Annotated in this window: 24 protein-coding genes; 15 read left to right on the forward strand and 9 right to left on the reverse strand. The window is 71.1% G+C overall.

Annotated elements, in window-relative coordinates; all coding sequences use genetic code 11:
• On the reverse strand, positions 1 to 483 hold the full coding sequence (locus N542_RS0112980) for an aminoacyl-tRNA deacylase (protein WP_028644281.1): 483 nt from the start codon (positions 481 to 483) through the stop codon (positions 1 to 3).
• A 41-nt stretch (positions 484 to 524) separates the two neighbouring features.
• The gene (locus N542_RS24775) at positions 525 to 1,235 is read right to left on the reverse strand and encodes a sulfotransferase (RefSeq protein WP_197025952.1); all 711 of its coding nucleotides are present in this window, start codon (positions 1,233 to 1,235) and stop codon (positions 525 to 527) included.
• Positions 1,236 to 1,335: 100 nt separating this feature from the next.
• On the opposite strand from N542_RS24775, the gene dop reads away from it, so the two are divergent.
• The 14 genes from dop to N542_RS0113055 all read left to right on the forward strand — a co-directional run bounded on the left by dop (position 1,336) and on the right by N542_RS0113055 (position 15,821).
• Positions 1,336 to 2,844, forward strand: coding sequence for a depupylase/deamidase Dop (gene dop / locus N542_RS0112990; RefSeq protein WP_028644282.1), 1,509 nt, complete (start codon positions 1,336 to 1,338; stop codon positions 2,842 to 2,844).
• A gap of 41 nt (positions 2,845 to 2,885) precedes the next feature.
• Complete coding sequence (locus N542_RS0112995) at positions 2,886 to 3,083, forward strand: ubiquitin-like protein Pup (protein ID WP_028644283.1); 198 nt, start codon at positions 2,886 to 2,888, stop codon at positions 3,081 to 3,083.
• A 3-nt stretch (positions 3,084 to 3,086) separates the two neighbouring features.
• Positions 3,087 to 3,932, forward strand: a complete 846-nt coding sequence (prcB, locus tag N542_RS0113000; protein WP_028644284.1) for a proteasome subunit beta — start codon at positions 3,087 to 3,089, stop codon at positions 3,930 to 3,932.
• A complete protein-coding gene (prcA, locus tag N542_RS0113005) occupies positions 3,929 to 4,792 on the forward strand; it encodes a proteasome subunit alpha (RefSeq protein WP_028644285.1) in 864 nt (287 codons plus the stop codon). Before prcB ends, prcA begins: the two co-directional genes overlap by 4 nt.
• A 188-nt stretch (positions 4,793 to 4,980) precedes the next feature.
• On the forward strand, positions 4,981 to 5,952 hold the full coding sequence (locus N542_RS0113010; RefSeq protein WP_028644286.1) for a hypothetical protein: 972 nt from the start codon (positions 4,981 to 4,983) through the stop codon (positions 5,950 to 5,952).
• A gap of 94 nt (positions 5,953 to 6,046) precedes the next feature.
• On the forward strand, positions 6,047 to 7,408 hold the full coding sequence (gene pafA, locus N542_RS0113015; RefSeq protein WP_028644287.1) for a Pup--protein ligase: 1,362 nt from the start codon (positions 6,047 to 6,049) through the stop codon (positions 7,406 to 7,408).
• Between the two features lie 153 nt (positions 7,409 to 7,561).
• Complete coding sequence (locus N542_RS24780) at positions 7,562 to 8,518, forward strand: FKBP-type peptidyl-prolyl cis-trans isomerase (RefSeq protein WP_051551734.1); 957 nt, start codon at positions 7,562 to 7,564, stop codon at positions 8,516 to 8,518.
• Positions 8,519 to 8,540: 22 nt separating this feature from the next.
• The gene (locus N542_RS0113025) at positions 8,541 to 9,509 is read left to right on the forward strand and encodes a helix-turn-helix transcriptional regulator (RefSeq protein WP_028644288.1); all 969 of its coding nucleotides are present in this window, start codon (positions 8,541 to 8,543) and stop codon (positions 9,507 to 9,509) included.
• Entirely contained in the window at positions 9,506 to 10,495 is a 990-nt protein-coding gene (locus N542_RS24785) for a helix-turn-helix transcriptional regulator (protein ID WP_036507733.1), read from the forward strand. Before N542_RS0113025 ends, N542_RS24785 begins: the two co-directional genes overlap by 4 nt.
• Before the next feature lie 86 nt (positions 10,496 to 10,581).
• Positions 10,582 to 10,842: a twin-arginine translocase TatA/TatE family subunit gene (gene tatA, locus N542_RS24790; RefSeq protein WP_036507735.1), complete on the forward strand. Its 261-nt coding sequence runs from the start codon at positions 10,582 to 10,584 to the stop codon at positions 10,840 to 10,842.
• Between the two features lie 92 nt (positions 10,843 to 10,934).
• Positions 10,935 to 11,702 (forward strand): twin-arginine translocase subunit TatC, encoded by a 768-nt coding sequence (tatC, locus tag N542_RS0113040; RefSeq protein WP_231482636.1) that lies wholly within the window; start codon positions 10,935 to 10,937, stop codon positions 11,700 to 11,702.
• Positions 11,699 to 12,097, forward strand: a complete 399-nt coding sequence (locus N542_RS0113045) for a hypothetical protein (RefSeq protein WP_028644290.1) — start codon at positions 11,699 to 11,701, stop codon at positions 12,095 to 12,097. The genes tatC and N542_RS0113045 overlap by 4 nt, the downstream gene beginning before the upstream one ends.
• Before the next feature lie 19 nt (positions 12,098 to 12,116).
• Positions 12,117 to 12,998 (forward strand): diacylglycerol/lipid kinase family protein, encoded by an 882-nt coding sequence (locus N542_RS0113050; protein ID WP_028644291.1) that lies wholly within the window; start codon positions 12,117 to 12,119, stop codon positions 12,996 to 12,998.
• Positions 12,999 to 13,019: 21 nt separating this feature from the next.
• Entirely contained in the window at positions 13,020 to 15,821 is a 2,802-nt protein-coding gene (locus N542_RS0113055) for a DEAD/DEAH box helicase (RefSeq protein WP_028644292.1), read from the forward strand.
• Positions 15,822 to 16,052: 231 nt separating this feature from the next.
• On the opposite strand, the gene N542_RS0113060 is transcribed toward N542_RS0113055, so the two are convergent.
• Positions 16,053 to 16,709 (reverse strand): SDR family oxidoreductase, encoded by a 657-nt coding sequence (locus tag N542_RS0113060; protein ID WP_028644293.1) that lies wholly within the window; start codon positions 16,707 to 16,709, stop codon positions 16,053 to 16,055.
• A gap of 41 nt (positions 16,710 to 16,750) precedes the next feature.
• Complete coding sequence (locus N542_RS0113065; RefSeq protein WP_028644294.1) at positions 16,751 to 17,656, reverse strand: 5'-3' exonuclease; 906 nt, start codon at positions 17,654 to 17,656, stop codon at positions 16,751 to 16,753.
• A gap of 153 nt (positions 17,657 to 17,809) precedes the next feature.
• Between N542_RS0113065 and N542_RS0113070 the strand changes: the two genes are divergently transcribed.
• Positions 17,810 to 18,262, forward strand: a complete 453-nt coding sequence (locus N542_RS0113070) for an Lrp/AsnC family transcriptional regulator (protein ID WP_028644295.1) — start codon at positions 17,810 to 17,812, stop codon at positions 18,260 to 18,262.
• A gap of 35 nt (positions 18,263 to 18,297) precedes the next feature.
• Here the strand turns inward: N542_RS0113070 and N542_RS0113075 are convergent, their stop codons facing one another.
• The 5 genes from N542_RS0113075 to N542_RS0113095 form a co-directional block, all read right to left on the reverse strand.
• Positions 18,298 to 19,764 carry a KamA family radical SAM protein gene (locus N542_RS0113075; protein WP_051551738.1) on the reverse strand — a complete coding sequence of 489 codons (1,467 nt, stop codon included), beginning with the start codon at positions 19,762 to 19,764 and terminating at the stop codon, positions 18,298 to 18,300.
• Between the two features lie 63 nt (positions 19,765 to 19,827).
• Positions 19,828 to 20,418, reverse strand: a complete 591-nt coding sequence (locus tag N542_RS24795) for a GNAT family N-acetyltransferase (RefSeq protein ID WP_155993052.1) — start codon at positions 20,416 to 20,418, stop codon at positions 19,828 to 19,830.
• Entirely contained in the window at positions 20,415 to 22,025 is a 1,611-nt protein-coding gene (locus tag N542_RS0113085) for an amidohydrolase (protein ID WP_028644297.1), read from the reverse strand. The genes N542_RS24795 and N542_RS0113085 overlap by 4 nt, the downstream gene beginning before the upstream one ends.
• On the reverse strand, positions 22,022 to 23,440 hold the full coding sequence (locus N542_RS24800; protein ID WP_036507976.1) for an AMP-binding protein: 1,419 nt from the start codon (positions 23,438 to 23,440) through the stop codon (positions 22,022 to 22,024). The genes N542_RS0113085 and N542_RS24800 overlap by 4 nt, the downstream gene beginning before the upstream one ends.
• Positions 23,433 to 24,179: an enoyl-CoA hydratase/isomerase family protein gene (locus N542_RS0113095; RefSeq protein WP_028644298.1), complete on the reverse strand. Its 747-nt coding sequence runs from the start codon at positions 24,177 to 24,179 to the stop codon at positions 23,433 to 23,435. The genes N542_RS24800 and N542_RS0113095 overlap by 8 nt, the downstream gene beginning before the upstream one ends.
• Positions 24,180 to 24,230 lie beyond the last annotated feature (51 nt).

Consider the following 24,230-nt stretch of genomic DNA (forward strand, 5'->3'; position numbering starts at 1 on the left):
TCAGGACGGCTCGGTGACGTCGGCGACGGTCGCGTCGAGCGCGCGGAGCAGCTCGGCGGCGTCCACTGCCAGGGCGACGCCGGGCGCGGCGCCGATGCTGACCGCGCCGGTGATCGACGCGTCCGCGATCACCGGCAGCGCGGTCGCGCTCCCCAGCGGCGTGATCGTGCCGCGCACGTAGCCGGTGACGTCGTACGCCGTCTCCGCGCTCGGCATCGAGATCCGGTTCACGCCCAGCAGCGCTCGCAGCCTGGGCCAGGCGATCTCCCGGTCGCCGGGCACCAGCACGAAGCGGTGGTCGTCGTCGCTGAGCCGCACCACCATCGTCTTGACGATCTGGCGCGGCGCGACGCCGCGGGCCGCGGCGGCCTCCTCCAGGGAGCGGACCGCTCCGTGCCGTGTCACGACGTGGGGCAGACCCAGCGCCTCGGCTGCCGCCACCGCGCGCGCGGAGTGGTCATCGGTCCTGTCGTCGGGAGTCACCCACCGAGCCTAGGGCCAGCGCCGCTCGAGCCGGCGTCCGCTCAGTAGGAGTGCCGCACCACGAGGACCTCGCGGACGCGGTCGCGGTCGAAGGGCTCGCCCAGCCACTCGAAGAGCGGCGCCAGCGCCTCGACGTCGTCGACGAAGTCGTCGTAGTGGATCCGGAAGGCATCGGCTCCGAGACCGGCCGCGATCTCCAGCATCTGTGCCTCGCGCTCGCGGAGGATGGCAAGCGCGTTGGGGTTGTCGGCCCACCACTTGCTCTGGCTGACGTGCACGAGGTCGCGGGTGTTGACGACGAACCGAGCACCCGGGAAGACCTCGCGCATCCACGCCACGAACTCCGGAAGGTCCTCGCCCACCCACCGGATCTCCTTGAAACCGGCGACCCGGGTGTCCTCCTCAGGGCGGATCAGCGTCTCCAGGACCAGCCGTCGGATCAGGCGCAGAGCCTTCTGCCGCGGGTAGTTGTCGAGGCCGTAGAACGGGTACGCCGGCGTCGAGCCTCCGACGGGCTGGTCGTTCTGGCGCTGCCGTCGGCGCATCGCCTTGCGCTGGTTAGTCGCCGAGCGGTCGAACTCGTAGAGGTGGCGCATCGCCTGCCAGTTCTCGCCCCGGATCAGGTAGCCCGGGATCGAGTTCAGGATCCCCTGGGTGAGCGTGGAGCCCGAGCGGCCGTACGTCATCACGAAGAGGTACTCGAGCGACGGACCGACGGGCTCAGCGGGCTTGGCGCGCAAACGGCTGAACATCGGGTCTGGCCTCCTGGTCGGTGGCGACATTGAACCACCGTGCCGCGCAGCCCGGCCGGACCGGCCCCCGGTGCGCCGACCCAGCACGTAGGCTCGACACATGAGCGTGCGACGCGTCATGGGCAACGAGGTCGAGTACGGCATCGCCGTACAGGGTCAACCTCTGGCCAACCCCATGGTCGCGTCGTCGCAGGTCGTGAACGCCTACGCGTCGGCGACCGTCAGGGCCCGGCGGGCCCGGTGGGACTTCGAGGAGGAGTCGCCGCTGCGCGACGCGCGCGGGTTCGACATGTCGCGCCAGGTCGCCGACCCCACCCAGCTCACCGACGAGGACCTCGGGTTCGCCAACGTCATCCTCACCAACGGCGCGCGCCTCTACGTCGACCATGCCCACCCGGAGTACTCCAGCCCCGAGGTGACGACGCCGCTCGACGCCGTGCTCTGGGACAAGGCCGGCGAGCTGGTGATGCTCGACGCCTCGCGGCGCGCGGGCCAGCTGCCGGGCGGGGCGCCGATCGTGCTCTACAAGAACAACACCGATAACAAGGGCGCGTCGTACGGCGCCCACGAGAACTACCTGATGCGGCGCTCGACGCCCTTCGGCGACATCGTCCGCCATCTGACCCCGTTCTTCGTCAGCCGCCCGGTGGTGTGCGGGGCCGGCCGGGTCGGCATCGGCCAGGACGGCCGGGGGCACGGCTTCCAGCTCAGCCAGCGCGCCGACTTCTTCGAGGTCGAGGTGGGGCTGGAGACCACGCTCAAGCGCCCGATCATCAACACCCGCGACGAGCCGCACGCGGACCCGGAGAAGTACCGCCGGCTGCACGTGATCATCGGCGACGCCAACCTGGCGGAGATCTCGACGTACCTCAAGGTCGGCACCACGTCCTTGGTGCTCGCCATGATCGAGGACCGGTTCATGACGACCGACCTGACCGTCGAGGGGCCGGTCGCGGGGCTGCGGGCGATCTCGCACGACACGACGCTGCAGCACAAGGTGCGGCTCACCGACGGCCGGGAGCTGACCGCGATCCAGCTGCAGCTGGAGTACCTGGACCTCGCGAGGAAGTACGTCGAGGACCGTTACGGCGCCGACGCCGACGCGCAGACCGTCGACGTGCTGGCGCGCTGGGAGTCGGTGCTCGACCGGCTCGAGCGGGACCCGATGTCGCTGTCGCGCGAGCTCGACTGGGTCGCGAAGCTCCAGCTGCTCGAGCAGTACCGCCAGCGCGACGGCCTCGACTGGGACGATGCCAAGCTCCAGGCCATCGACCTCCAGTACGCCGACATCCGCCCCGAGAAGGGGCTCTACCACCGGCTGGTCGCAGCCGGACGGATCGAGCGGCTGCTCACCGACGCCGCGGTCGAGGCCGCGATGCACGACCCGCCGGAGGACACCCGGGCGTACTTCCGGGGACGCTGCCTGGAGAAGTACGCCGAGCACGTCGCCGCCGCGTCCTGGGACTCGGTGATCTTCGACCTGCCCGGCCGCGAGTCCCTGCAGCGGGTGCCGACGATCGACCCGCTGCGCGGGAGCAGGGCCCACGTGGGCGAGCTGCTGGACCGCAGTGACACCGCCGAGGCGCTGTTCACCGCTCTCACCCGCTGAGTCGTCGCTCGCCGTCACGGCTCACTGGCTAGGGTGGTGGCATGGCACAGGAGCAGAAGCAACCGCGTCGCTCGTCGGAGTCCGAGGAGGCCGTCGAGACCGCCCCCGAGACCGATGTCGCCGAGCGCAAGGAAGCTCTCGACAGCGACGTGGACGACCTCCTCGACGAGATCGACGACGTGCTCGAGACCAACGCCGAGGACTTCGTGAAGTCGTTCATCCAGAAGGGCGGCGAGTAGGCCTTGGCCGACCCGCGCCTGCCGGCTGCGTTCCTGCAGCCCGGCACCTCGTCGTTCTCCGACTTCCTGTCCGTCCAGGCACCCGACCTGCTGCCCGGGCGCCGCGCGGTGCCCCAGGGCTACGCCGGCGACCTGGCGCCGCACGGCACCACGATCGTCTCGGCGACGTTCCCCGGCGGCGTGATCATGGCCGGCGACCGCCGCGCCACGATGGGCAACATCATCGCCCAGCGCGACATCCAGAAGGTCTTCCCGGCCGACGAGTTCTCGGCCGTGGGCATCGCCGGCACCGCCGGCCTGGCCGTCGAGATGGTGCGGCTCTTTCAGACCGAGCTGGAGCACTACGAGAAGATCGAGGGCAGCACGCTCTCGATGGACGGCAAGGCCAACCGGCTTTCCGCGCTGATCCGCAACAACCTCGCGATGGCGATGCAGGGGCTGGCCGTCGTACCCCTCTTCGCCGGCTTCGACCACAACACCGACGGCGGGCGCATCTTCAGCTATGACGTCACCGGAGGCCGCTACGAGGAGACCGCGTTCCACTCGGTCGGGTCCGGCTCGCTCTTCGCCCGGGGCTCGCTGAAGAAGCTCTACCGCGACGACTTCACCGCCGTGCAGACCGTGCAGGCCGTCGTCGAGGCGCTGTACGACGCGGCCGACGACGACTCCGCCACCGGCGGGCCCGACGTGACGCGCAGGATCTTCCCGGTCGTCCAGGTGATGACCGCCGACGGCGGCTACCGGATGCCCGACTCCGAGGTCGCCGCCATCGCCGACCGGGTCATCGCCGGCCGGATGGGCCGCCCCGACGGCCCGGCCGCCGCACTCGACGGGGGAGCAAGCGCATGAGCATGCCGTTCTACGTCTCGCCCGAGCAGCTCATGAAGGACCGGGCCGACTTCGCCCGCAAGGGCATCGGCCGGGGTCGCTCGGTGGTCGCGGTGCAGTACGCCGACGGCGTGCTCTTCGCCTCCGAGAACCCCTCCCAGGCGCTGCACAAGGTCTCCGAGATCTACGACCGGATCGCGTTCGCCGCGGTCGGTCGCTACAACGAGTTCGAGAACCTGCGCATCGCCGGCGTCAGGCTGGCCGACATGCGCGGCTACGCCTACGACCGCCGCGACGTCACCGGCCGTGCGCTCGCGAACGCCTACGCCCAGACCCTCGGCACGATCTTCTCCAGCGGCGGCGAGAAGCCGTACGAGGTGGAGCTCTTCGTCGCCGAGATCGGCGACACGGCCGCCGGCGACCAGCTCTACCGGCTGACGTACGACGGCCAGGTCGCCGACGAGCACGGGTACGCCGTGATGGGTGGCGCTGCCGACGTGGTCGGGGGCTACCTCAAGGAGCACTACGTCGAGGCCGGCTCGCTCGCCGACGCGCTGCGCCTCGCGGTCGCCTCGCTGGGCCACACCGCCTCCGAGGACCGGGTCATCCCGACCGACGACCTCGAGGTCGCGATCCTGGACCGCACCCGGACCCAGCCGCGGAAGTTCCTGCGGCTGCGGCCCGCTCGCCTCGACGAGCTCCTGGGCGACCGCGGCCCGGCGACCGCGTCCGACCCTGCGGCGGAGGACTCCGCACCGGGCACCGTGCCCTCCGACGGCAGCCCCGACGATCCGACCGACCCGACCGACCAGATCAGCGGTGACGTCCCTCCCTTGGAGGACCCGATCACCGGCGAACCCCCGGTGGCCCCGCCCGCCTGACGCCGCCTTGCTGGTGCCTGTCCGGCGCCTCGATCGTCCAGGTTTGGTCACCAACCGCAGCTCCAAGGCGCTTTCGTCTGCGGTTGATGACCAAACGTCGTACGTCGGAGACGGATCGCTTCGACCGTTCATCCACAGGCAGGGACTACTGGGTTTCCGAGTCCGCGCCGGGACGCAACGTCCAGTGCATGACCCGAGACACCGAAGACGACCCGCCGTTCCGGGGTGAGATACGGCTGGTGGGCATCCGCCGGGTGAGCCACGGCCTCGGCGTACCCAAGCGTCCGGGTCTGAGCGAGGACCAGGAGTGGCGCAGAGACCTGCGGGCGTACCGGCTCGTGCTCCCGCCTGACGCGGTGTTCACGCACCTCACCGGCGCTCGACTGCTCGGCTGGCAGCTGCCCAGGCTTCCTGACGCGGTGCCGGTGTTCGCAGCGGTGACCGGGGACGCGCGCCGGCCCCGTCGCCACGGCCTGATCTGCTCCCGACTTGTCGAGCGCCACCCGCCGACGTGGCGCTACGGCCTCCCGGTCGACAGCGCCGAGGAGATCCTCCTTCGCGCCTCCCGGGATCTGGGCCTTCTCGACGTCTTGATCCTGCTCGAGTCGGCGCTACGGCTCGGTCATATCGACCACGCGCGGATGACGATCCTGCTGGCGTCCGGTCGGCCCGGCGTCCGCATGTTGCGGGAGGCGTGGCGGCGCGCCACCGGGAAGAGCGACTCAGGCGGCGAGACAGTCCTTCAGGCGTTCCACGTCGTGATGGACGTGCCGTTCCGTCCCCAGGCGGAGGTCCGTGACGGGGACGGCCGCCTGATCGCGACGGCCGACATCCACGTCCTCGGCACGTCCTACCTCCACGAGTACGACGGCGAGCACCATCGCCGCAAGGACCAGCAGAAGGTCGACCTGCGGCGCGAGCGGGGGATCGCTGCGTCGTCGTACGTGCGGAAGGGGTTCGTGCTCGATGACCTGCTGAACCACGCGGTCGTCGTGATGCACGAGATCGACACCGCTCTGGACCGGCCGCACGACCTGGGCCGGGTGCGGCGCTGGAGGAGGATGGTGGACAACTCGATGTACTCCGAGGTCGGTCGGAGCCGAGTCATGAACCGGTGGCGGCGCCTCGGCGGCATCGTCGATTGGTCAGGATCCGCCTGATCAGGGCCGCAATTCATGCGGTTGGTGACCAATCCGCGCACACAGAGGCCGCACACCTCCCGACGAATGCCCATCCAGCGCCTAGGCTGCAATCGTGGACCGGCGGATCTTCGGGATCGAGAACGAGTACGGCGTCACGTGCACGTTCAAGGGCCAGCGCAGGCTGAGCCCTGATGAGGTCGCGCGCTACCTCTTCCGCAAGGTCGTCAGCTGGGGCCGCAGCAGCAACGTCTTCCTGCGCAACGGCGCCCGGCTCTACCTCGACGTCGGCAGCCACCCGGAGTACGCGACACCGGAGTGCGACGACGTCGTCGAGCTGGTGACCCACGACAAGGCGGGGGAGCGGGTCCTCGAGGGGCTGATGCTCGACGCCGAGCAGCGCCTGCACGACGAGGGCATCGCGGGGGAGATCTACCTCTTCAAGAACAACACCGACTCCGCGGGCAACTCCTACGGCTGCCACGAGAACTACCTGGTGAGCCGAGCCGGCGAGTTCTCCAAGCTCGCGGACGTGCTGATCCCCTTCCTGGTCACCCGCCAGATCGTCGTGGGCGCCGGCAAGATCACCCAGACCCCGCGCGGTGCCAACTTCAGCGTCTCCCAGCGCGCCGAGCACATCTGGGAGGGCGTCAGCAGCGCGACGACCCGAAGCCGCCCGATCATCAACACCCGCGACGAGCCGCACGCGGACGCGGAGAAGTACCGGCGCCTGCACGTCATCGTCGGCGACTCCAACATGAGCGAGACCACGACCATGCTCAAGGTCGCGAGTTGCGACCTCGTCCTGCGGATGATCGAGGAGGGCGTCGTGATGCGCGACCTCACGATGGAGAACCCCATCCGCGCCATCCGTGAGATCTCCCACGACGTCACCGGCCGCCGCAAGGTACGCCTGGCCAACGGCCGTGAGGCCAGCGCCCTCGACATCCAGCAGGAGTACCTCTCCAAGGCTCGCGACTTCGTCGACCGCCGCGAGATCAGCACGCCGGTGATCGAGGCGGCCCTCGACCTGTGGGAGCGGGGCCTGAAGGCCGTCGAGTCCGACGACCTCGGCCTGGTCGACCGCGAGATCGACTGGGTCATCAAGTGGAAGCTGATCGAGCAGTACCGCGCCAAGCACGGGCTGCCCCTGGGCCACCCCCGGGTGGCCCAGCTCGACCTGGCCTACCACGACATCCACCGCAACCGGGGTCTGTACTACCTCCTCGAGAAGCGCGGGATGGTCGCCCGGGTCACGACCGACCTGAAGATCTTCGAGGCCAAGTCGGTGCCGCCGCAGACCACCCGTGCCCGTCTCCGCGGCGAGTTCATCCGCAGGGCCCAGGAGCGCCGCCGCGACTTCACCGTCGACTGGGTGCACCTCAAGCTGAACGACCAGGCGCAGCGCACCGTCTTGTGCAAGGACCCCTTCCGGGCGTACGACGAGCGCGTCCAGCGCCTCATCGACGGCATGTGACGGTCGACGACGTGCGGTTTGGTCACCAACCGCATGGATCGGGCGCCATCTCCTGCGGTTGGTGACCAAACCGCGAACCCCGGCGGTCAGGTTCCGCTCAGGGACGGCGGCTAAAGTGTCGGGGCTGGTACCCCCGAACTGAAGGTTGAACCTGTGTCACGACGTCTCCGACGCCTCCCGGTCCTGCTCCTCCCGCTGCTCCTGGGCGCCTCCCTGGTCGCCTGCGGCTCCGACAGCGACGACAAGAGCGACACCGGTTCGAGCGATGCCCTGCACGGCATCAAGATCACCGGTGACATCGGCAAGGCCCCCACCGTGAAGTGGGACGGCAAGCTCGACGTCTCCAAGACCCAGACCACCGTGGTGAGCAAGGGCGACGGCGACAAGGTCGCCGAGGGCGACCAGGTCGTCACCAACATCTGGATCGGCAACGGGACGACCAAGAAGGAGGCCTACAACACCTACAAGCTGGGTCAGCCTCAGACGATCCCGGCGAGCGCCGACCTCAGCCCCGTCTTCAAGGACGCCCTCCTCAAGCAGACCGTCGGCTCGCGGGTCGCTGTCACGGCCACCGCGACAGACGCGTTCGGCGACAGCGGCAACGCGGAGATGGGCATCGGCAACAAGGACAACGTCCTCATCGTCGTCGACCTGATGAAGTCCACCACCGTCCTCAAGGCCCCGGAGGGTGCCAAGAAGCCCGCCCCGGCCTGGGCGCCCAAGCTGGTCGCAGACGGTGACAAGGTCACCAGCCTCGACTTCACCGGTACGCCGAAGCCCGACGGCAAGCTGCGCTCCGCCGCCCTGATCGAGGGCACCGGCGACGTGGTCAAGAAGGGCCAGAGCATCACGGTCAACTACCTCGGCCAGGTCTACAAGGCGAAGAAGCCCTTCGACGAGAGCTACAGCAAGTCGCCGGCGACGTTCGGCATCGGCGCGGGCCAGGTCATCCCCGGCTGGGACAAGACCCTGGTCGGCGCCAAGGTCGGCAGCCGGGTGATCCTCGCGATCCCGCCCGCGGACGGCTACGGCAAGGCGGGCAACGCCCAGGCCGGCATCAAGGGCACCGACACGCTGTACTTCGTCGTCGACATCCTGGCTGCATCCTGATCCATCGGGAAGGATCAGCAGCATGAGCGCCACGGGCAGGAAGAGCGAGCGTCTGCTCAACCTGCTGATCATGCTGCTGGTCCAGCGCCACTACGTCAGCAAGGACCGGATCCGGGAGTTCCTCTACCCGGACGCCTCCGACGACGCGTTCGAGAAGATGTTCGAGCGCGACAAGGAGGAGCTGCGCAGCCTCGGAGTACCGATCGAGGTGGGCAACATGGACGCCTACTTCGACGACGAGCCCGGCTACCGGGTCCGTCCGGACAAGCTGGCGCTGCCCGACATCGCGCTGACCGGTGACGAGGCGGCCGTGATCGGGCTGGCGACGCGGGTGTGGCAGCACGCCCGGCTCGCCGACGCGACGACCGAGGCGGTCCGCAAGCTCACCGCCCTGGGCGTCGAGGTGGACGAGTCGGCGCTCGACATCGCCGAGCCGCGGCTCTCGGCCGACGAGCCGTCGTTCGACGTCTTCTGGGAGGCCACCCAGGAGCGCACCCCGGTCGAGTTCGACTACCGCCGCCCCGGCGCCGCTCGTCCCACCACCCGGCACCTGCAGCCCTGGGGGGTCGTGCGCTACTCCGGGCGCTGGTACGTCGTCGGCTTCGACACCGACCGGCAGCAGGAGCGGGTCTTCCGGCTCTCCCGCGTCGAGGGCGAGGCACGCCGGCGCGGCGAGCCGGGCTCGTACGACGTGCCGCCCGGCACCGACGTCCGGGCGACCGCCGTACGCCTCGCGCCGGCTCCGGCGACCGGCGAGGCCGTCGTCCTGGTGCGTCGCGACGCCGGCGTCGCGCTGCGCGCCGACGCCGTGTCGGTCGAGACCGACGTGGCGGGTCCCGACACCGTGACGCCGTGGGACCGGGTCCGCATCAACCGCGGCGGCACCGGCGTGGCCGACGAGGTGCTCGGGTACGGCGCGGCCGTGTACGTCGAGTCGCCCGAGGAGCTGCGCGCCGAGGTCGTCGCGCGGCTGCAGGCGGTGCTCGCATGAGCGTGCAGCCCGCCGGGGCCAAGGACCAGGTCGCCCGCCTGCTGACCCTGGTGCCCTTCCTGCACGCCCGAGGAGCGGTGCGGCTCGAGGACGCGGCCGTCGCGCTCGGCGTACCCACCGACCAGGTGCTCGCCGACCTCAACGTGCTGCTGATGTGCGGCCTGCCCGGTGGCTACCCCGACGACCTCATCGACGTCGACCTGGACGCCCTCGAGGGCGACGGCGGCGACGGCGTCATCCGGGTCACCAACGCCGACTACCTCGCCCGGCCGCTGCGCCTGACCCCCACCGAGGCGACGGCGATCATCGTCGCACTCCGCGCCCTGCGCGGCAGCGCCGGTGAGGAGACCCGCGAGATCGTCGACCGCGCGCTCGCCAAGCTCGAGGCGGCAGCCGCGCACGGCTCGCCGGTGGCGCAGGTCGACCCGGGCGACACGCCGGGCGGCCCCGAGCTGGTCCGTCTCGAGGCCGAGCTGCGCCGCGCGACCGCCCAGCACCGGCAGGTGCGGCTCAGCTACTACGTGCCATCGCGCGACGAGCAGTCCGAGCGGATCGTCGACCCGCGGGGCATCGTCACCACCGACGGGTTCACCTACCTCGATGCCTGGTCCCACAGCGCGCAGGCGCCCCGTCTCTTCCGGCTCGACCGGATCGCGGAGGCGGTGGTCCTCGACAGCGAGGTCCTGTCCGAGCCCGAGCCGCCACGTGACCTCGCCAAGGAAGGCTTCTTCCCCCGGTCGCCGGAGAGCACCGTGGCGACGCTCGAGCTCGATCCGGCGGCCCGCTGGATCGTCGAGTACTACCCGGTCCACGCCGTACGCCGCCGCCGTGGCGGTCGGCTCGAGGTGGACCTCGTGGTCGCCAACGAGCGCTGGCTGCAGCGTCTGCTGCTGCGGCTGGCGCCGCACGTCCGCGTGCTCGGACCGCCGGAGTACGCCGCGTCGTACGCCGACGCCGCGCGCGCGACACTCAACCTGTACGGATGAGAGCCGATCAGGTCTAAGCCAGGGCGTACGATGAAAGACGCCCGACACCAACAGATGAGGTCACGATGCTCTACCCCTTGATCGGAATGCCCCAGGGAGCCGAGTGGCTCGTGATCCTGGCGATCGTGGTGCTGGTCTTCGGCGCCGCCAAGCTGCCCGACCTGGCGCGGGGGACCGGTCAGGCGCTGCGGATCTTCAAGGCCGAGACCAAGGGCCTGCGCGACGACGATGACGACGTCAAGGACACCACCACGCCGCCCGTGGCGCCGCCGCCGGTCGAGCTGCCGCCGACCAGCCCGGAGCAGCCGCAGGCCGAGGACCGCCAGGCCGACAAGAACAACGGCTGAGCCCCCGGACGCCCCGCACGCCCGTGGCGCTACGAGGTATTTTTCGGCTCTTCTCCGGCCAGCCCGTCCACGCGGTGGGCGACGACGGCCGGATGGCGCTCTCGGACCACTTCCGCGAGCTCCGCGCACGCGTCCTGAAGGTCGCGCTGACCTTTCTGGTCGTCTTCGCGGTGTCGCTGTTCTTCTTCGACCAGCTCTTCGACTTCGTCTACGGGCCGTACGAGCAGGCCAACAACGGCCTGCCCCCGCAGTCGAGCCTTGCGATCACCCAAGGTCCCGGCGGCGGACTGATGCTCTACCTGAAGCTGTGCGGCTTCGCCGCCCTCCTGGTCACCTGTCCGGTCTGGCTCTACCAGATCTGGGCGTTCGTGATGCCGGGCCTGCACCCGAGCGAGAAGCGCTGGACCCGGATCTTCGTCGCCGTCGCTGTGCCGCTCTTCCTCATCGGCGTGCTGCTGGGCTGGGTGACGCTCCCCAAGGGGCTCGAGATCCTGATCGGGCTCAACCCGGACGGCATCACGAACCTGGTCGACTTCAACGAGTACCTGCAGTTCCTCACCCGGACCCTGCTGGTCTTCGGGCTCGCCTTCGAGATCCCGGTCTTCGTGGTGATGCTCAACCGCGCCGGGGTCGTCAAGGGCAGGACGCTCGCTCAGTACCGGCCGTGGATCATCATCGGGATCTTCGTCTTCGCCGCGATCGCGACCCCGTCGACCGACCCCTTCACGATGACGATCATGGCCGTGCCGATGGTCATCCTCTACTTCATCTCCGAGGTCCTCGCCCGGGTCCACGACCGCCGCAAGGCCGAGTCGTCCCTGAACGCCGGGCTGTCGCCCGACGAGGCGTCACCGCTGTGAGTGCGCTCGCCCCGGTGGACGCCTTCGACCTGCCCGAGTGGCTCGGCGTCGCCGAGGTCACGTGGGCGGCGCACACCGGGCTGCGGACGGGGTACGCCGTACCCGGCGAGCTCACCTCCGACGGTCACGAGCCGCTCGCGTGCGACCTCTTCGCGGTCGACGAGGCGCACCCCGCGCCGGTCGCGGCCGACGCCGTACGCCAGCGCACGCACCAGGTGTGGCGCCACGGCGAGGTGCTGCTCGTCCGCCGCGACGACCGGCTCGCCCTCGCCGTGCCCGGCACGTCCTTCACCGCCGACCTGGTGCTCGACGCGTTCGCCCGCCTGGCCCGCGCCGTCGGCGCCTCCGCCGACCGCTACACGGTCCTGCTCCGGATCGGCGACTCCGGACGCTAGTCGGCGCTACTGTTCGCCCGTGACCGGCTTCGCGGGTGAGATCGCGCTCCTGACCAACCCGACGTCCGGCAAGGGCCGCGGCGCGAAGGCCCGGGTGGCGGCGCTGGCCCGCTTCGCGGAGGCGGGGATCACCCCGCGTGACCTGGCGGGGCGCGACGCCGACGAGGCGCTCGACCTGGCGCGGCAGTGCGTCGCCGACGGGGTCGAGGCGCTCGTGATCGCCGGCGGCGACGGAATGGTCCACCTCGCCGTTCAGGCCCTCGCCGGATCGAGCACCAAGCTCGGGGTGATCCCGGCCGGCACCGGCAACGACGTCGCCCGCTACTTCGACCTGCCCCGCAAGGACCTCCGCGCGGCGGCCGAGCGGGTGCTCGCGGGGACCAGCCGGACCGTCGACCTCGCCCGCAGCGGCTCGAAGTACTTCACCACCGTGCTGTGCGCCGGCTTCGACGCGGTCGTCAACGAGCGGGCCAACGCCATGACCTGGCCCAAGGGGCAGATGCGCTACAACATCGCCACGCTCGCCGAGCTGCGCACCTTCAACCCGCTGCCGTACGTGCTCCATCTCGACGGCGAGACCCTCTCGTTCGAGGCGATGATGGTCTCGATCGGCAACGGGCCGTCGTTCGGCGGCGGCCTGCGCATCACCGAGGGCGCGGTCCTGGACGACGGGATGCTCGACGTGGTCATCATCAAGCCGATGAGCAAGCCGGCACTGGTCCGCACCTACCCGAAGCTCTTCAAGGGCACGCACACCACCCACCCGGCGTACGAGCACCACCGCGTGCGCTCGGTGACGGTCGCAGCGCCCGGCATCGTGTCGTACGCCGACGGCGAGCGATTCGGCGCGCTTCCCCTCACGGTCGAGTGCGCTCCGGGTGCGCTCACCGTCCTCTGCTGACCTCCCGCCTAGGCTGTTGGCATGAGCACCGCCGACGATCAGCAGCTGTCGCCGTCGGAGCGCTACTCCGACTTCCGCAAGGGCCGCCGCCACCCGGTGCTCCGGGACTTCGCGTCGCTCTACGACTTCCCGCTCGACGACTTCCAGTACCGCGGGTGCGAGGCGATCGAGGAGGGGCGCAGCGTCCTGGTCGCGGCCCCGACGGGCTCCGGCAAGACGATCGTGGGGGAGTTCGCCGTCCACCTCGCCCTCGAGACCGGCCGCAAGTGCTTCTTCACCACCCCGATCAAGGCGCTCTCGAACCAGAAGTACGCCGACCTGCTCGCCCGCTACGGCCCCGACAAGGTCGGGCTGCTGACCGGCGACAACGTCGTCAACGGCGAGGCACCGATCGTGGTGATGACGACCGAGGTGCTGCGCAACATGCTGTACGCCGGCTCGCGCACGCTGCTCGGCCTCGGGTTCGTGGTGATGGACGAGGTGCACTACCTCGCCGACCGCGCCCGCGGCGCCGTGTGGGAGGAGGTGATCATCCACCTCCCGGAGTCGGTCGCCCTGGTCTCGCTGTCGGCGACGGTGTCCAACGCCGAGGAGTTCGGCGAGTGGCTGGAGACCGTCCGCGGTGACACCACCGTGATCGTCGAGGAGCGCCGCCCGGTCCCGCTCTACCAGCACGTGATGGTCGGCAAGCGGGTGCTCGACCTCTTCGCCTCCTCCGACGTCGACGCGGCCGCGGGCTTCGTCAAGGAGGGGGCGCCCGTCAACGACGAGCTGCTCAAGGTCGCCCGGGACGACTGGGCCAGCACGCGGATCAGGGACCGTCGTACGCCTCGGGGGTCGAAGAAGACAGGGCAGCGCCAGGTCGGCAACGGCCGCCGGGTCTGGATCCCCAGCCGCGTCGACGTCATCGACCAGCTGGACCGCAACCGACTGCTGCCGGCGATCGTCTTCATCTTCAGCCGGGTGGGCTGCGACGCCGCGGTCACCCAGTGCCTCAGCGCCGGGATCCGGCTGACCTCACCGGCGGAGCGCGACGAGATCTTCGCGTACGTCGAGGCCGCCTGCCGTCACCTCCCGCCCGACGACCTGCAGGTGCTCGGCTACCACGACTTCCTCGACGGTCTGACCCGCGGGGTCGCCGCGCACCACGCCGGCATGCTGCCGACCTTCAAGCAGTGCGTCGAGGAGCTCTACGTCCGGGGCCTGTGCAAGGTCGTGTTCGCGACCGAGACCCTGGCGCTGGGCATCAACATGCCGGCCCGCACGGTCGTGATCGAGAAGCTCGACAAGTGGAACGGCGAGACCCACGCCGCCATCACGCCGGGGGAGTACACCCAGCTCACCGGTCGCGCCGGGCGCCGCGGTCTGGACACCGAGGGCCACGGCGTCGTGCTCTGGCAGCCGGGGATGGACCCGCGGGAGCTGGCCGGCCTCGCCTCCACCCGCACCTATCCGCTGCGCTCGTCGTTCCGGCCGTCGTACAACATGGCGGTCAACCTGGTGCACCAGTTCGGGCGGGCCCGCTCACGGCAGCTGCTGGAGCAATCGTTCGCGCAGTTCCAGGCCGACAAGGCGGTCGTCGGGCTGGCGCGCCAGCTGCGCAAGGCCGAGGACGCCCTGGAAGGCTACCGCGAGGCGGCGGTCTGCGACCGCGGCGACTTCATGGAGTACGCCGCCCTGCGCCAGCGCATCACCGACGCGGAGAAGGGCGCCAGCAGGGCCCGCAAGGCCGACCTGCGCGAGGAGGCGGCCGCGTCGTTGAAGCTGCTCAAGCCGGGCGACGTGATCATGGTGCCCACCGGCAAGTTCGCCGGGTGGGCGGTCGTCGTCGACCCGGGCTGGTCGCCGGAGGGCCCGCGGCCGTACGTCGTGACCTCGGACCGCCAGGCGCGACGGCTGGCGATGATCGACTTCCCCGCCCCGGTGGAGGCGCACGGCAAGGTCCGGATCCCGAAGAACTTCAACGGGCGCAACCCGCAGATGCGCCGTGACCTCGCGGCCGCGCTCCGGTCCAAGACCCACGATCTGGCGCCGCCGCGGCTGGCCAAGCAGCGGGCGGGGCGCGACCAGACCCGCAACCATGCCGAGGACGAGATCAGCCGCCTCCGCACTGAGCTGCGTGCCCATCCGTGCCACGACTGCCCGGACCGGGAGGACCACGCCCGGTGGGCCGAGCGCTACCAGAAGCTCGACAAGGACGCCCACACCCTGCGGCGGCGGGTCGAGCAGCGCACCAACACCGTGGCCCGGCAGTTCGACCGGGTCTGCGACGTCCTCACCGCGCTCGACTACCTCGAGGGCGACACGATCACCGAGCGTGGTCGGCACCTGATGCGCCTCTACTCCGACATGGACCTGGTGGCCGCCGAGTCGATGCGGCTCGGTCTGTGGGACGACCTCTCGCCGTCGGGGCTGGCCGCGGCCCTGTCGGTCCTGGTGTTCGAGGCCCGGCGGCCCGATGACGCGTCCTCGCCCCGGCTGCCGGGAGGCGCCGTACGCGAGACGATCGGGGAGATGGTGAAGCTCTGGGGCACCCTCGACGCCCTCGAGCGCGACCACCGGCTCGACTTCCTGCGGGCCCCCGACCTCGGCTTCGCTTGGGTGGCCTACCGCTGGGCGAAGGGCGACGACCTCGACGACGTGCTGGTGGCCAGCGACCTGGCGGCCGGTGACTTCGTGCGGTGGATGAAGCAGCTCATCGACCTGGCGGGCCAGGTCGCCGTGGCTGCGGGTGAGGGCCCGTTGCGCGACACCGCCCGGCGGACCGTCGTCGCCCTGCGGCGCGGGGTGGTGTCGTACTCGAGCCTCGCTGAGGGGGCGTAGCTCCCGCTCACCCGGCGCCGGGGACGCGGTTTGGTCACCAACCGCAGATGCCGAGCCCCGATTGGTGCGGTTTGGTCACCAACCGCAAAACTTCGGTCCCACGTGCTGCGGTTGGTCACCACCGCAGATCACCGGTCTCACTGCACGTGGTTTGGTCACCAACCGCAGACCTGGGGCCCGAATTCATGCGGTTGGTGACCAAACGGCGGGTGTCAGCTCGCCGAGGCGGCGTCAGCTCGCGGAGGCAACGGCATCGGCCACCGGGGTGTCGCCACCGACCAGGCTCCACTGCCGCCCGATCGTGCGGGGGGCGTCGAGCACGGCAGCGACGACCGCGGCGACGTCGGCCCGGGGGACGTCTCCGCCGGTCACGTCGGACCCGAGGACCACCAGGCCGGTGGGTTCGTCGTCCGTCAGCCGTCCCGGCCGGATGATCGTCCAGTCCAGGTCGCTGTCCCGCAGGGCCGCGTCGGCGTCGCGCTTGGCCTCGACGTACGCACGCCAGACGTCGGCGGTGTCGTCGGGGAGCGGGTTGTCGACGCCGATGGCGGAGATCTGGACGAACCGCCGGATCCCGGCGCCGTCGGCGCCCTGGATCGACTTCAGCGATCCCTCGAGGTCCACGGTGCGCTTGCGCTCGATGTTGCCGTCCGGGCCGCCGCCAGCCGCGAAGACGACCGCGTCGCAGCCCGCGAAGGCGGCGGCGAAGGCGGCGGAGTCCTGCTGCTCGATGTCGAGAAGACGGACCTCGGCGCCGAGGTCCTCCAGCTCGGCGCGGTACCTCTCGGAGCGGACCAGCGCCACCGGCGTGTGTCCGGCCGCGCTGAGCAGGGGGTGCAGGTGCAGGGCCACGTGTCCGTGACCCCCGACGATCGCGATTCGGCTCATGCCCCCACCGTACGAGTCTCCCGGCGGCGAGGCGATCCCGATCAGCGCGAGACCAGCGCCTCGGTGAGTCGCTGGACGGGGCTCTCGATGCCCCACTTCTCGCCGAGCAGCGCGACCCGCGCCAGGTCGACCGGCTCGCGGGGCAGGGCGGTGGCGGGGGAGTCGAGGTCGATGTCGCGGGCCACGGCGACGACCTGCGGGGCCACGGCCAGGTAGTCGGCGGCCGCCTTGATCCTGCCCCGGGGGCCGGGGCCCATGTCGCCGTCGGGGTCCACGGCGGCGGCGATGATGGCGTCCATGTCGCCGAACCGCTGGAGCAGCGTCGCGGCCGTCTTCTCCCCGACGCCGGCCACCCCGGGCAGGCCGTCGGAGGCATCGCCGCGCAGGGTGGCGAAGTCGGCGTACTGCCGGGCGTCGATGTCGTACTTGGCGCGCACCCAGTCGTTCGTCACGCGCTCGTGCCTGCCGACCCCGCGCGCGATGTAGAGCACGCGGACGTCGGCCTCGTCGTCGACGAGCTGGAAGAGGTCGCGGTCGCCGGTGACGATGTCGACCGGTTGTCGCGCCTGGCTCGCCAGGCTGCCGATCACGTCGTCGGCCTCGTAGCCGTCCGCCCCCACGACACACAGGCCGAAGGCCTCCAGCACCTCGAGGATGATCGGCACCTGCACCTCGAGCGGGTCCGGCACCTCCTCGATGTCGGGGGCACCGGTCCGCTCCGTGACGACGCGGTGCGCCTTGTACGACGGCAGCAGGTCGACCCGCCACTGCGGACGCCAGTCGTTGTCCCAGCAGCACACCAGGTCGGTCGGCTGGTAGTCGGTGACCAGCCGCGCGATGAAGTCCAGGAAGCCGCGGACGGCGTTGACCGGCGTCCCGTCCGGCGCCTTGATCTCCGGGACCCCGAAGAAGGCTCGGAAGTACATCGAGGCGCTGTCGAGGAGCATCAGTCGGCCGGTGGCGGGGTCGGTCACAGCGGCATCCTGCCACGCCCACGACGGCCGCGACGGAGGACCGTCACGCGCTCGCCGGGCCATCAGCGGGGTGCCACGCCCCGTCGGAGGCGCTCGCGACGCTCCGCGTCAACTAGCCTGTCCCGCGTGAGCCAGTCGGAACTCGAAGCAATGGACCGCAAGATCCTCGAGCTTCTCGCGAACGACGGGAGAATGTCCTTCACCGACCTCGGCAAGTCGACGGGTCTCTCGACCTCCGCGGTGCACCAGCGGGTCAAGCGGCTCGAGTCCCGCGGCCTGATCCGCGGGTACGGCGCCACCATCGACCACGAGCAGCTCGGTCTGCCGCTGACGGCCTTCATCTCGATCCGGCCGATCGACCCCTCGCAGCCCGACGACTCGCCCGAGCGGGTGCGCGGCATCCCGGAGATCGAGTCCTGCTGGTCGGTCGCCGGCGACGAGTCCTACATCCTCAAGGTCCGGGTGGCGTCGCCCACCGACCTCGAGGACCTGCTGGCGCGGATCCGCGCCGCGGCCAACGTCTCGACGCGGACGACGATCGTGCTGTCCACGCCGTACGAGAACCGCTCGGTGACCTGAGCGGCCCGGAGCCGCTCAGCAGGCCTCCGGCCGGGTCACCACGCCTGGAGCGCCGCCGTACGCCGTGACGCCTCGGCCACCTCGGCCGCGCGGAGGTCGGAGGCGTCCAGGTCGCCGTGCTTGGCCCACCAGTCGCGACCGGCCTCGGGCAGGGTGTGGATCGGGTCGTAGTACTCGTAGGTCTTGGTGAGCGCGTCCGACGCGGCGGCCTCGATGGAGGTCCGGTAGTTCTTGGTCCAGTACGAGATGCCGCGCTCGGTGTCGTAGTCGGCCAGCTGGTGCACCCAGCGCTTGCCGACGAAGGGCACGTCGCAGACGATCCGCGGCGTCGCGAAGCCGGGCAGGTAGCCCATGATGTGGTGCTGCAGCCGCTGGGCGTCAGCCACCGAGACCCGCCAGTGCTCGGAGTAGGGGATCAGGTCGCACATGTAGAAGTAGTACGGCATGATCTGCGCGCCATCGAGCAGCCGGAAGCACAGGTCCAGCAGCGCGTGCGGGTCGGCGTTGACGCCGTTGAGGAGCACGCCCTGGTTGCGGACGTCGCGCACGCCCGCCTCGAGCATCGCCCGGGACGCCTGCGCCACCAGCGGGGTGATCGAGTTGGCGTGGTTGGCGTGGGTGTGGATCGCGAGGGACACCCCACGCGAGCGAGCGACCGTGGCGACCCGCTCGACGCCGGAGCGCACGTCGTCCTGCAGCCAGTGCTGGGGCAGGCCGACCAGCGCCTTGGTGGCCAGTCGGATGTCGCGGATGTTGTCGATCTCGAGCAGCTGCGTCAGGAAGTCCTCCAGGCGCGGCCACGGCATGTTCGCCACGTCGCCACCGGACACGACCACGTCGCGCACCGCCGGCGTACGACGCAGGTAGTCGAGCATCGAGCCGAGACGGTCGACGGGCTTGCCCACGAACTTCAGCTTGTCGATCGTCGGGGTGGAGTTGCCGACCAGGTCCATCCGGGTGCAGTGGCCGCAGTACTGCGGGCAGGTCGGCAGCAGCTCGGCGAGCACCTTGGTCGGGTAGCGGTGGGTCAGCCCCTCGGCGACCCACATGTCGTGCTCGTGCAGCGAGTCGCGGGTCGCGTGCGGGTGCGACGGCCAGTCGGTGCGCCGGTCGGAGAAGACCGGGATCATGTAGTGCCGGATCGGGTCGGCGTAGAACGCCTCGGTCAGCGATCCCGGGCCCGCGGTCTGCTCGTGCGGCACCATCGTGTTCATCATCTGCGGGGGGACGAGCATCGACATCGTGGCCCGCTCGGACTGGTCGCGCTCGAGGTCGGCGTAGAAGCGCTCGTCGACGAGGTCGCCCATCAGCTCGCGCAGCTGCTTGACGTTCTTGACGCAGTGCGAGCGCTGCCACTGCACCGAGGCCCACTCGGCGGCGGTGACGTCGCGCCAGCCGGGGAAACGCGTCCAGTCCGGCTCGACCAGCTCGACCTGCCGGTAGGGATAGGGCTGACCGCTCTGGTCCTCGACGAGGGACGCGATCGACGTCTCGATGCTCATGATGACGAGCGTAGATTGAGATCTTGCGGCATGGCAAACGCAGCGCCGAATGTTTTCCTGTCGTTACAAACTACTGGCGCGTAACGTCCGGCGTACGACGGGGTGATCGGCCCGTACGCCGTACCTGCGCAGGTAGACGGTCTCGACCAGCTCGCGCAGCGACGGGTCGGGCACGTCCGCGAGCGGCGCGTCCATCAGCAGCAGCTGCGGCGCGTGACCGTCGTCGTGCGGGGGCAGGTAGTCGCGGACCGGCTGCAGGCGCCCGCCGAGACGCTCGTAGAAGACGATCCGGCGCCGGTGCTCCTCGACCAGGTCGGGGGAGAGGCCCACCTCGTCGGGGTCCTCGACGTCCCAGACCAGGCGGGTGCGGCCCTCGCGCGCCAGCACGTCGGTCAGCAGGCGCCACATCGCCGACCCGGTGCCGCGGCCCCGTCGACCTACGGCGTAGTAGCGCAGGAAGGTCCACGGCGTCCCGGAGAGGTCGCGCACCAGGGCGAACCCCGCCGGGCCGTCCTCGTCGAGCAGCACCAGCATCCGGTCCACGAAGAGGTCGTCGAAGGGGACCTGCAGCTCGTCGGGGAACGCGCCCTCGTAGATGGCGCGCACCGCCTCGCGCTCCGCCCGCGTGAGGGCGGAGGACTCGACGAGGGTCATCGCGTCCACACCACCTCTCCGGCCACCACGGTCCGGAGCACCTCGATGTCGCGGATCGTCGTCGGGTCGACCGTGGCCGGGTCGTCGGACAGCACGGCGAGGTCGGCGTACTTGCCCACCTCGATGGTGCCGCGGTCCCGCTCCGCGTGCGAGGCGTACGCCGACCCGAGGGTGTACGCCGTCAGCGCCTCGAGACCCGAGATCGCCTCCTCCGGCCCGCAGGGCGTGCCGGCGTCGGTGCGGCGGTTGACCATGTCGTGGATGCCCAGCAGCGGCGCGCCGTCGACCACCGGACGGTCCGAGCTGCCGGGCGGCGTGATGCCGGCGTCGAGCAGCGAGCGGTAGCGGTAGGCCCACCCGGCGCGCTCCGGGCCGAGGGCGCGCAGCATGCCGTCGCCGATCTCGCCGACGAAGCGGCCCTGCGGCACCGGCAGGACGCCGAGCGCGGACGCGCGGGCCACCTGGTCGGGTCGGGAGACGCCGAAGTGCTCGATGCGGTGGCGTACGTCGGGCCGGGGCCAGCGTCGCTGCGCCTCCTCGACGGCGTCCAGGACGAGGTCGATCGCGGCGTCACCGATCGCGTGCGCCGCCACCCGCCAGCCGGAGCGGTGCGCGTCGAGGATGCGGGCGTGCAGCGCTGCGGCGTCGTCCTGCAGGTACCCGCGCTGGCCGGGAGTGTCCGCGAAGTCCTCGGTCATCGCACACGTGTGCCCGATGAGGGAGCCGTCGCTGAAGATCTTCACCGGTCCGATCCGCAGGCGGTCGTCGCCCAGCCCGGTCCGGATGCCGAGGTCCAGACCCAGCGTGATGCCGTCGGCATCGTGAGCGGCCAGCGGGTGCAGCACGTCCGTGGCCACCATCAGCTCGACGCGGACCGGCAGCCGACCGAGGTCGAGCGCTCGCTGGTAGGCGGCGACCTCGACCGGGCTCTTGCCGATCCAGCCACCCCCGACACCGGCCTCGACGACGCTGGTGATGCCCTGCGAGAGGTAGACCCGCCCGGCGCGCTCGATGGCGTCGACGAGGGTGTCGACGGGGTAGGGGAGCACCAGCCGGTTGAGCAGCTGCTGGGCCTGCTCCTGGAGCAGCCCGGTCGGACGGCCGGCACCGTCGGCGACCACGAGCCCGCCCGGCACCTCCACCGGGGCGTCGGCGAGGCCGAGGTCGGCCAGGAGCGGCCCGTTGACCACGCACATGTGGCCCGAGGTGTGCTTGAGCCAGACCTTGCGGCCCGGCGCGGCCCGATCGAGGGCGTCGCGGTCGGGGTGCGCGCCGAGCTTGTTCTCGTCGTACCCGGCGCCGACGATCCACTCGCCCTCGGGCGCGACCGCCGCCCGGGCGGCGACGGCGTCGTACAGCGCCTCGAGGCTGGGGACGCGCAGGTCGACCTCGGCCAGGGACAGGCCGTACCACGCCATGTGGTTGTGGGCGTCGTGGAAGCCCGGGGTGACGACGGCGCCGTCGAGGTCGATCGTGCGGGTGGCCGGCACGTCCTCGAGAGCGACGACCCGGTCGCGCCAGATGGCGACCGCCGGCGCGAGCTGGTCGTGACCATCGCCCTCCAGGGTCCGCACCCGGGCGTTGGTGAGCAGCAGGTCGGCCTTCACAGCTTCGCCTTCTCGACCCGGTGCGAGGCCGTCAGCGGCAGGTCGTCGCGGAACTCCCAGCGGCTCGGCACCTTGAAGGCCGCCAGCCGCTCCGCGCACCACGCCGCGAGCTCGTCCTCGCTGACGCCGGGCGCCACGACGTACGCCTTGACCTCCTCGCCGCGGATCTCGTCCGGCACGCCGACCACGGCCGCGAGGCGTACGGCGGGATGCGCGAGCAGCACGTCCTCCACCTCGCGCGCGGCGACGTTCTCGCCGCTGCGGCGGATCATGTCCTTGAGCCGGCCGGTCAGGTAGACCCGGCCCTGGTCGTCGAGCCGCGCCAGGTCCCCGGTCGGGAACCAGCCGTCGACGAACGGGTCGGGCCGGCCCAGGTAGCCGTCCATCATGCCCGGCCCGCGCAGCCACAGCTGACCGTCGCCGTCGACGCGCACCTCACGATGACCGGCCGGACGGCCCAGGCACCCGGAGCCGACCAGCTCGTCGTGGTCCTCGGAGGAGACCCGGATGTCGGCACCGGTCTCGGTCATCCCGAAGGCCTCGAACCAGGGGACGCCCCACCGCTCCTCCAGCGTCGCGTGCAACGCAGTGGGGATCGCCGAGCACTGCACGGCGCGCACCCGGTGGTCGCGGTCGGCGGGGTCGGTCGGCATCTTCAGCAGCAGGGTCGGCATGGCGGCGAGGCAGTAGAAGTAGGTGACGCCGTGGCGGCGTACCTGCTGCCAGAACGTCGAGGGGTGGAAGCCGTCCAGCGCCACCAGGTGGGCGCCGGCCATCAGCGCGGCGACGACGTTCCACTGCGGGTCGATGTAGTGGAAGGGCTGCGCGGTGAGCATGACGTCGTCGGTGCCGATGCGCGGGAACTCCTCGACGAGGCTCCCGCCCAGCGTCGCCCAGTACCGGTGCGACAGCAGGCAGCCCTTGGGGCGGCCCGTGGTGCCGGAGGTGTACTGCACGTTGACGGTCGCGCCCGGGTCGACCGCGCCCTGCTCGAAGCTGCCCGCGGGCACGAGGTCGTCGACGAGCACGACGAGCGGCGCTCGCTCGAGGTCGGTGAGCACCGTGGCGTACGCCGCCGTCGTGACCGCGAGCCGGACCTCGGCGTCGTCGACCAGGTGCTGGGCGTCGACCGAGCGGTAGCCGACGTTGAGGGGCACGATCGCCGCGCCCAGCCGTGCCAGCGCCAGCCAGGTCAGCGCGAACTCCGGTCGGTTGTCGATCATCACCGCGACCCGGTCCCCGGGACCGACCCCGCGCTCGCGCAGCGCCTGGGCGTACGCCGCGCTGGCGTCGGCGACGTCCCCGAATGACAGGGTCCGCTCGGAGCCGTCCACCGCGACGAACGTCCACGCCGGCCGCAACGGCCAGGTCGCGGCCGCCCGCTCCAGCAGCGAGACCAGCGTCAGGTCAGCCACGGGTGAAGGCCTCCTTGGGCGCCTCGCCCTCACCCGACAGGGAGGTCAGGATCGCGTGGTCGACCTCGCGCACCATCGCCTCCTCGAGGGTGGCGTCGAGCCCGTGGTCGAGCACCTGCTTGGCCAGGCTCAGCGCGAGCTCCGGGCGTGACACCAGGCGCTGCGCCAGGTCGTACGCCGCCGTCTCGTGCTCACCGGCCGGGACCACCCGAGCGACCAGCCCGAGCCGGGCCGCCTCCGCGCCGCTCACCCGCTCACCGAGCAGCAGCAGCTCCTTGGCCTTCGCCCAGCCGACCAGCATCGGCAGCAGGCGCGAGATCCCTCCGGTCACGCTCAGCCCGACACCGACCTCGGGGAAGCCGAGCTGCGCGTCCTCGGTCGCCACCACGATGTCGCACGCCAGGGCGAACTCGCACCCCGCGCCGAGCGCGTAGCCGTGGACGGCCGCGATCACCGGTCCGGGGAAGCGCCGGGTCAGCCGGGTGACCTCCTGGATCGCCTCGAGCCGCAGGCGCGTCTGGACCGGGGTTTCGACCGGCTCGGGCTCCTTGAGGTCGTGGCCGGCGCAGAAGGCGCGGCCGCGGCCGGCGAGCACGACGACGCGGGCTCCCTCGGCGGCGGCTCGGGCGAGCGCCGCGGCCAGCCCGTCCGTCAGCGCCGGCGTGACCGCGTTGAGACGCTCGGGCCGGTTGAGGTGGACCAGCGCGATCTCGCCGTTGCGGCTGTACTCGACCTCCACCGGAGGCCTCCTTCGGGTCGGTGCGTGCGCCTCGGCCTACCGATCGATCGA

Source organism: Nocardioides sp. URHA0020, from assembly GCF_000620705.1.
Taxonomy (GTDB): Bacteria; Actinomycetota; Actinomycetes; order Propionibacteriales; family Nocardioidaceae; genus Nocardioides.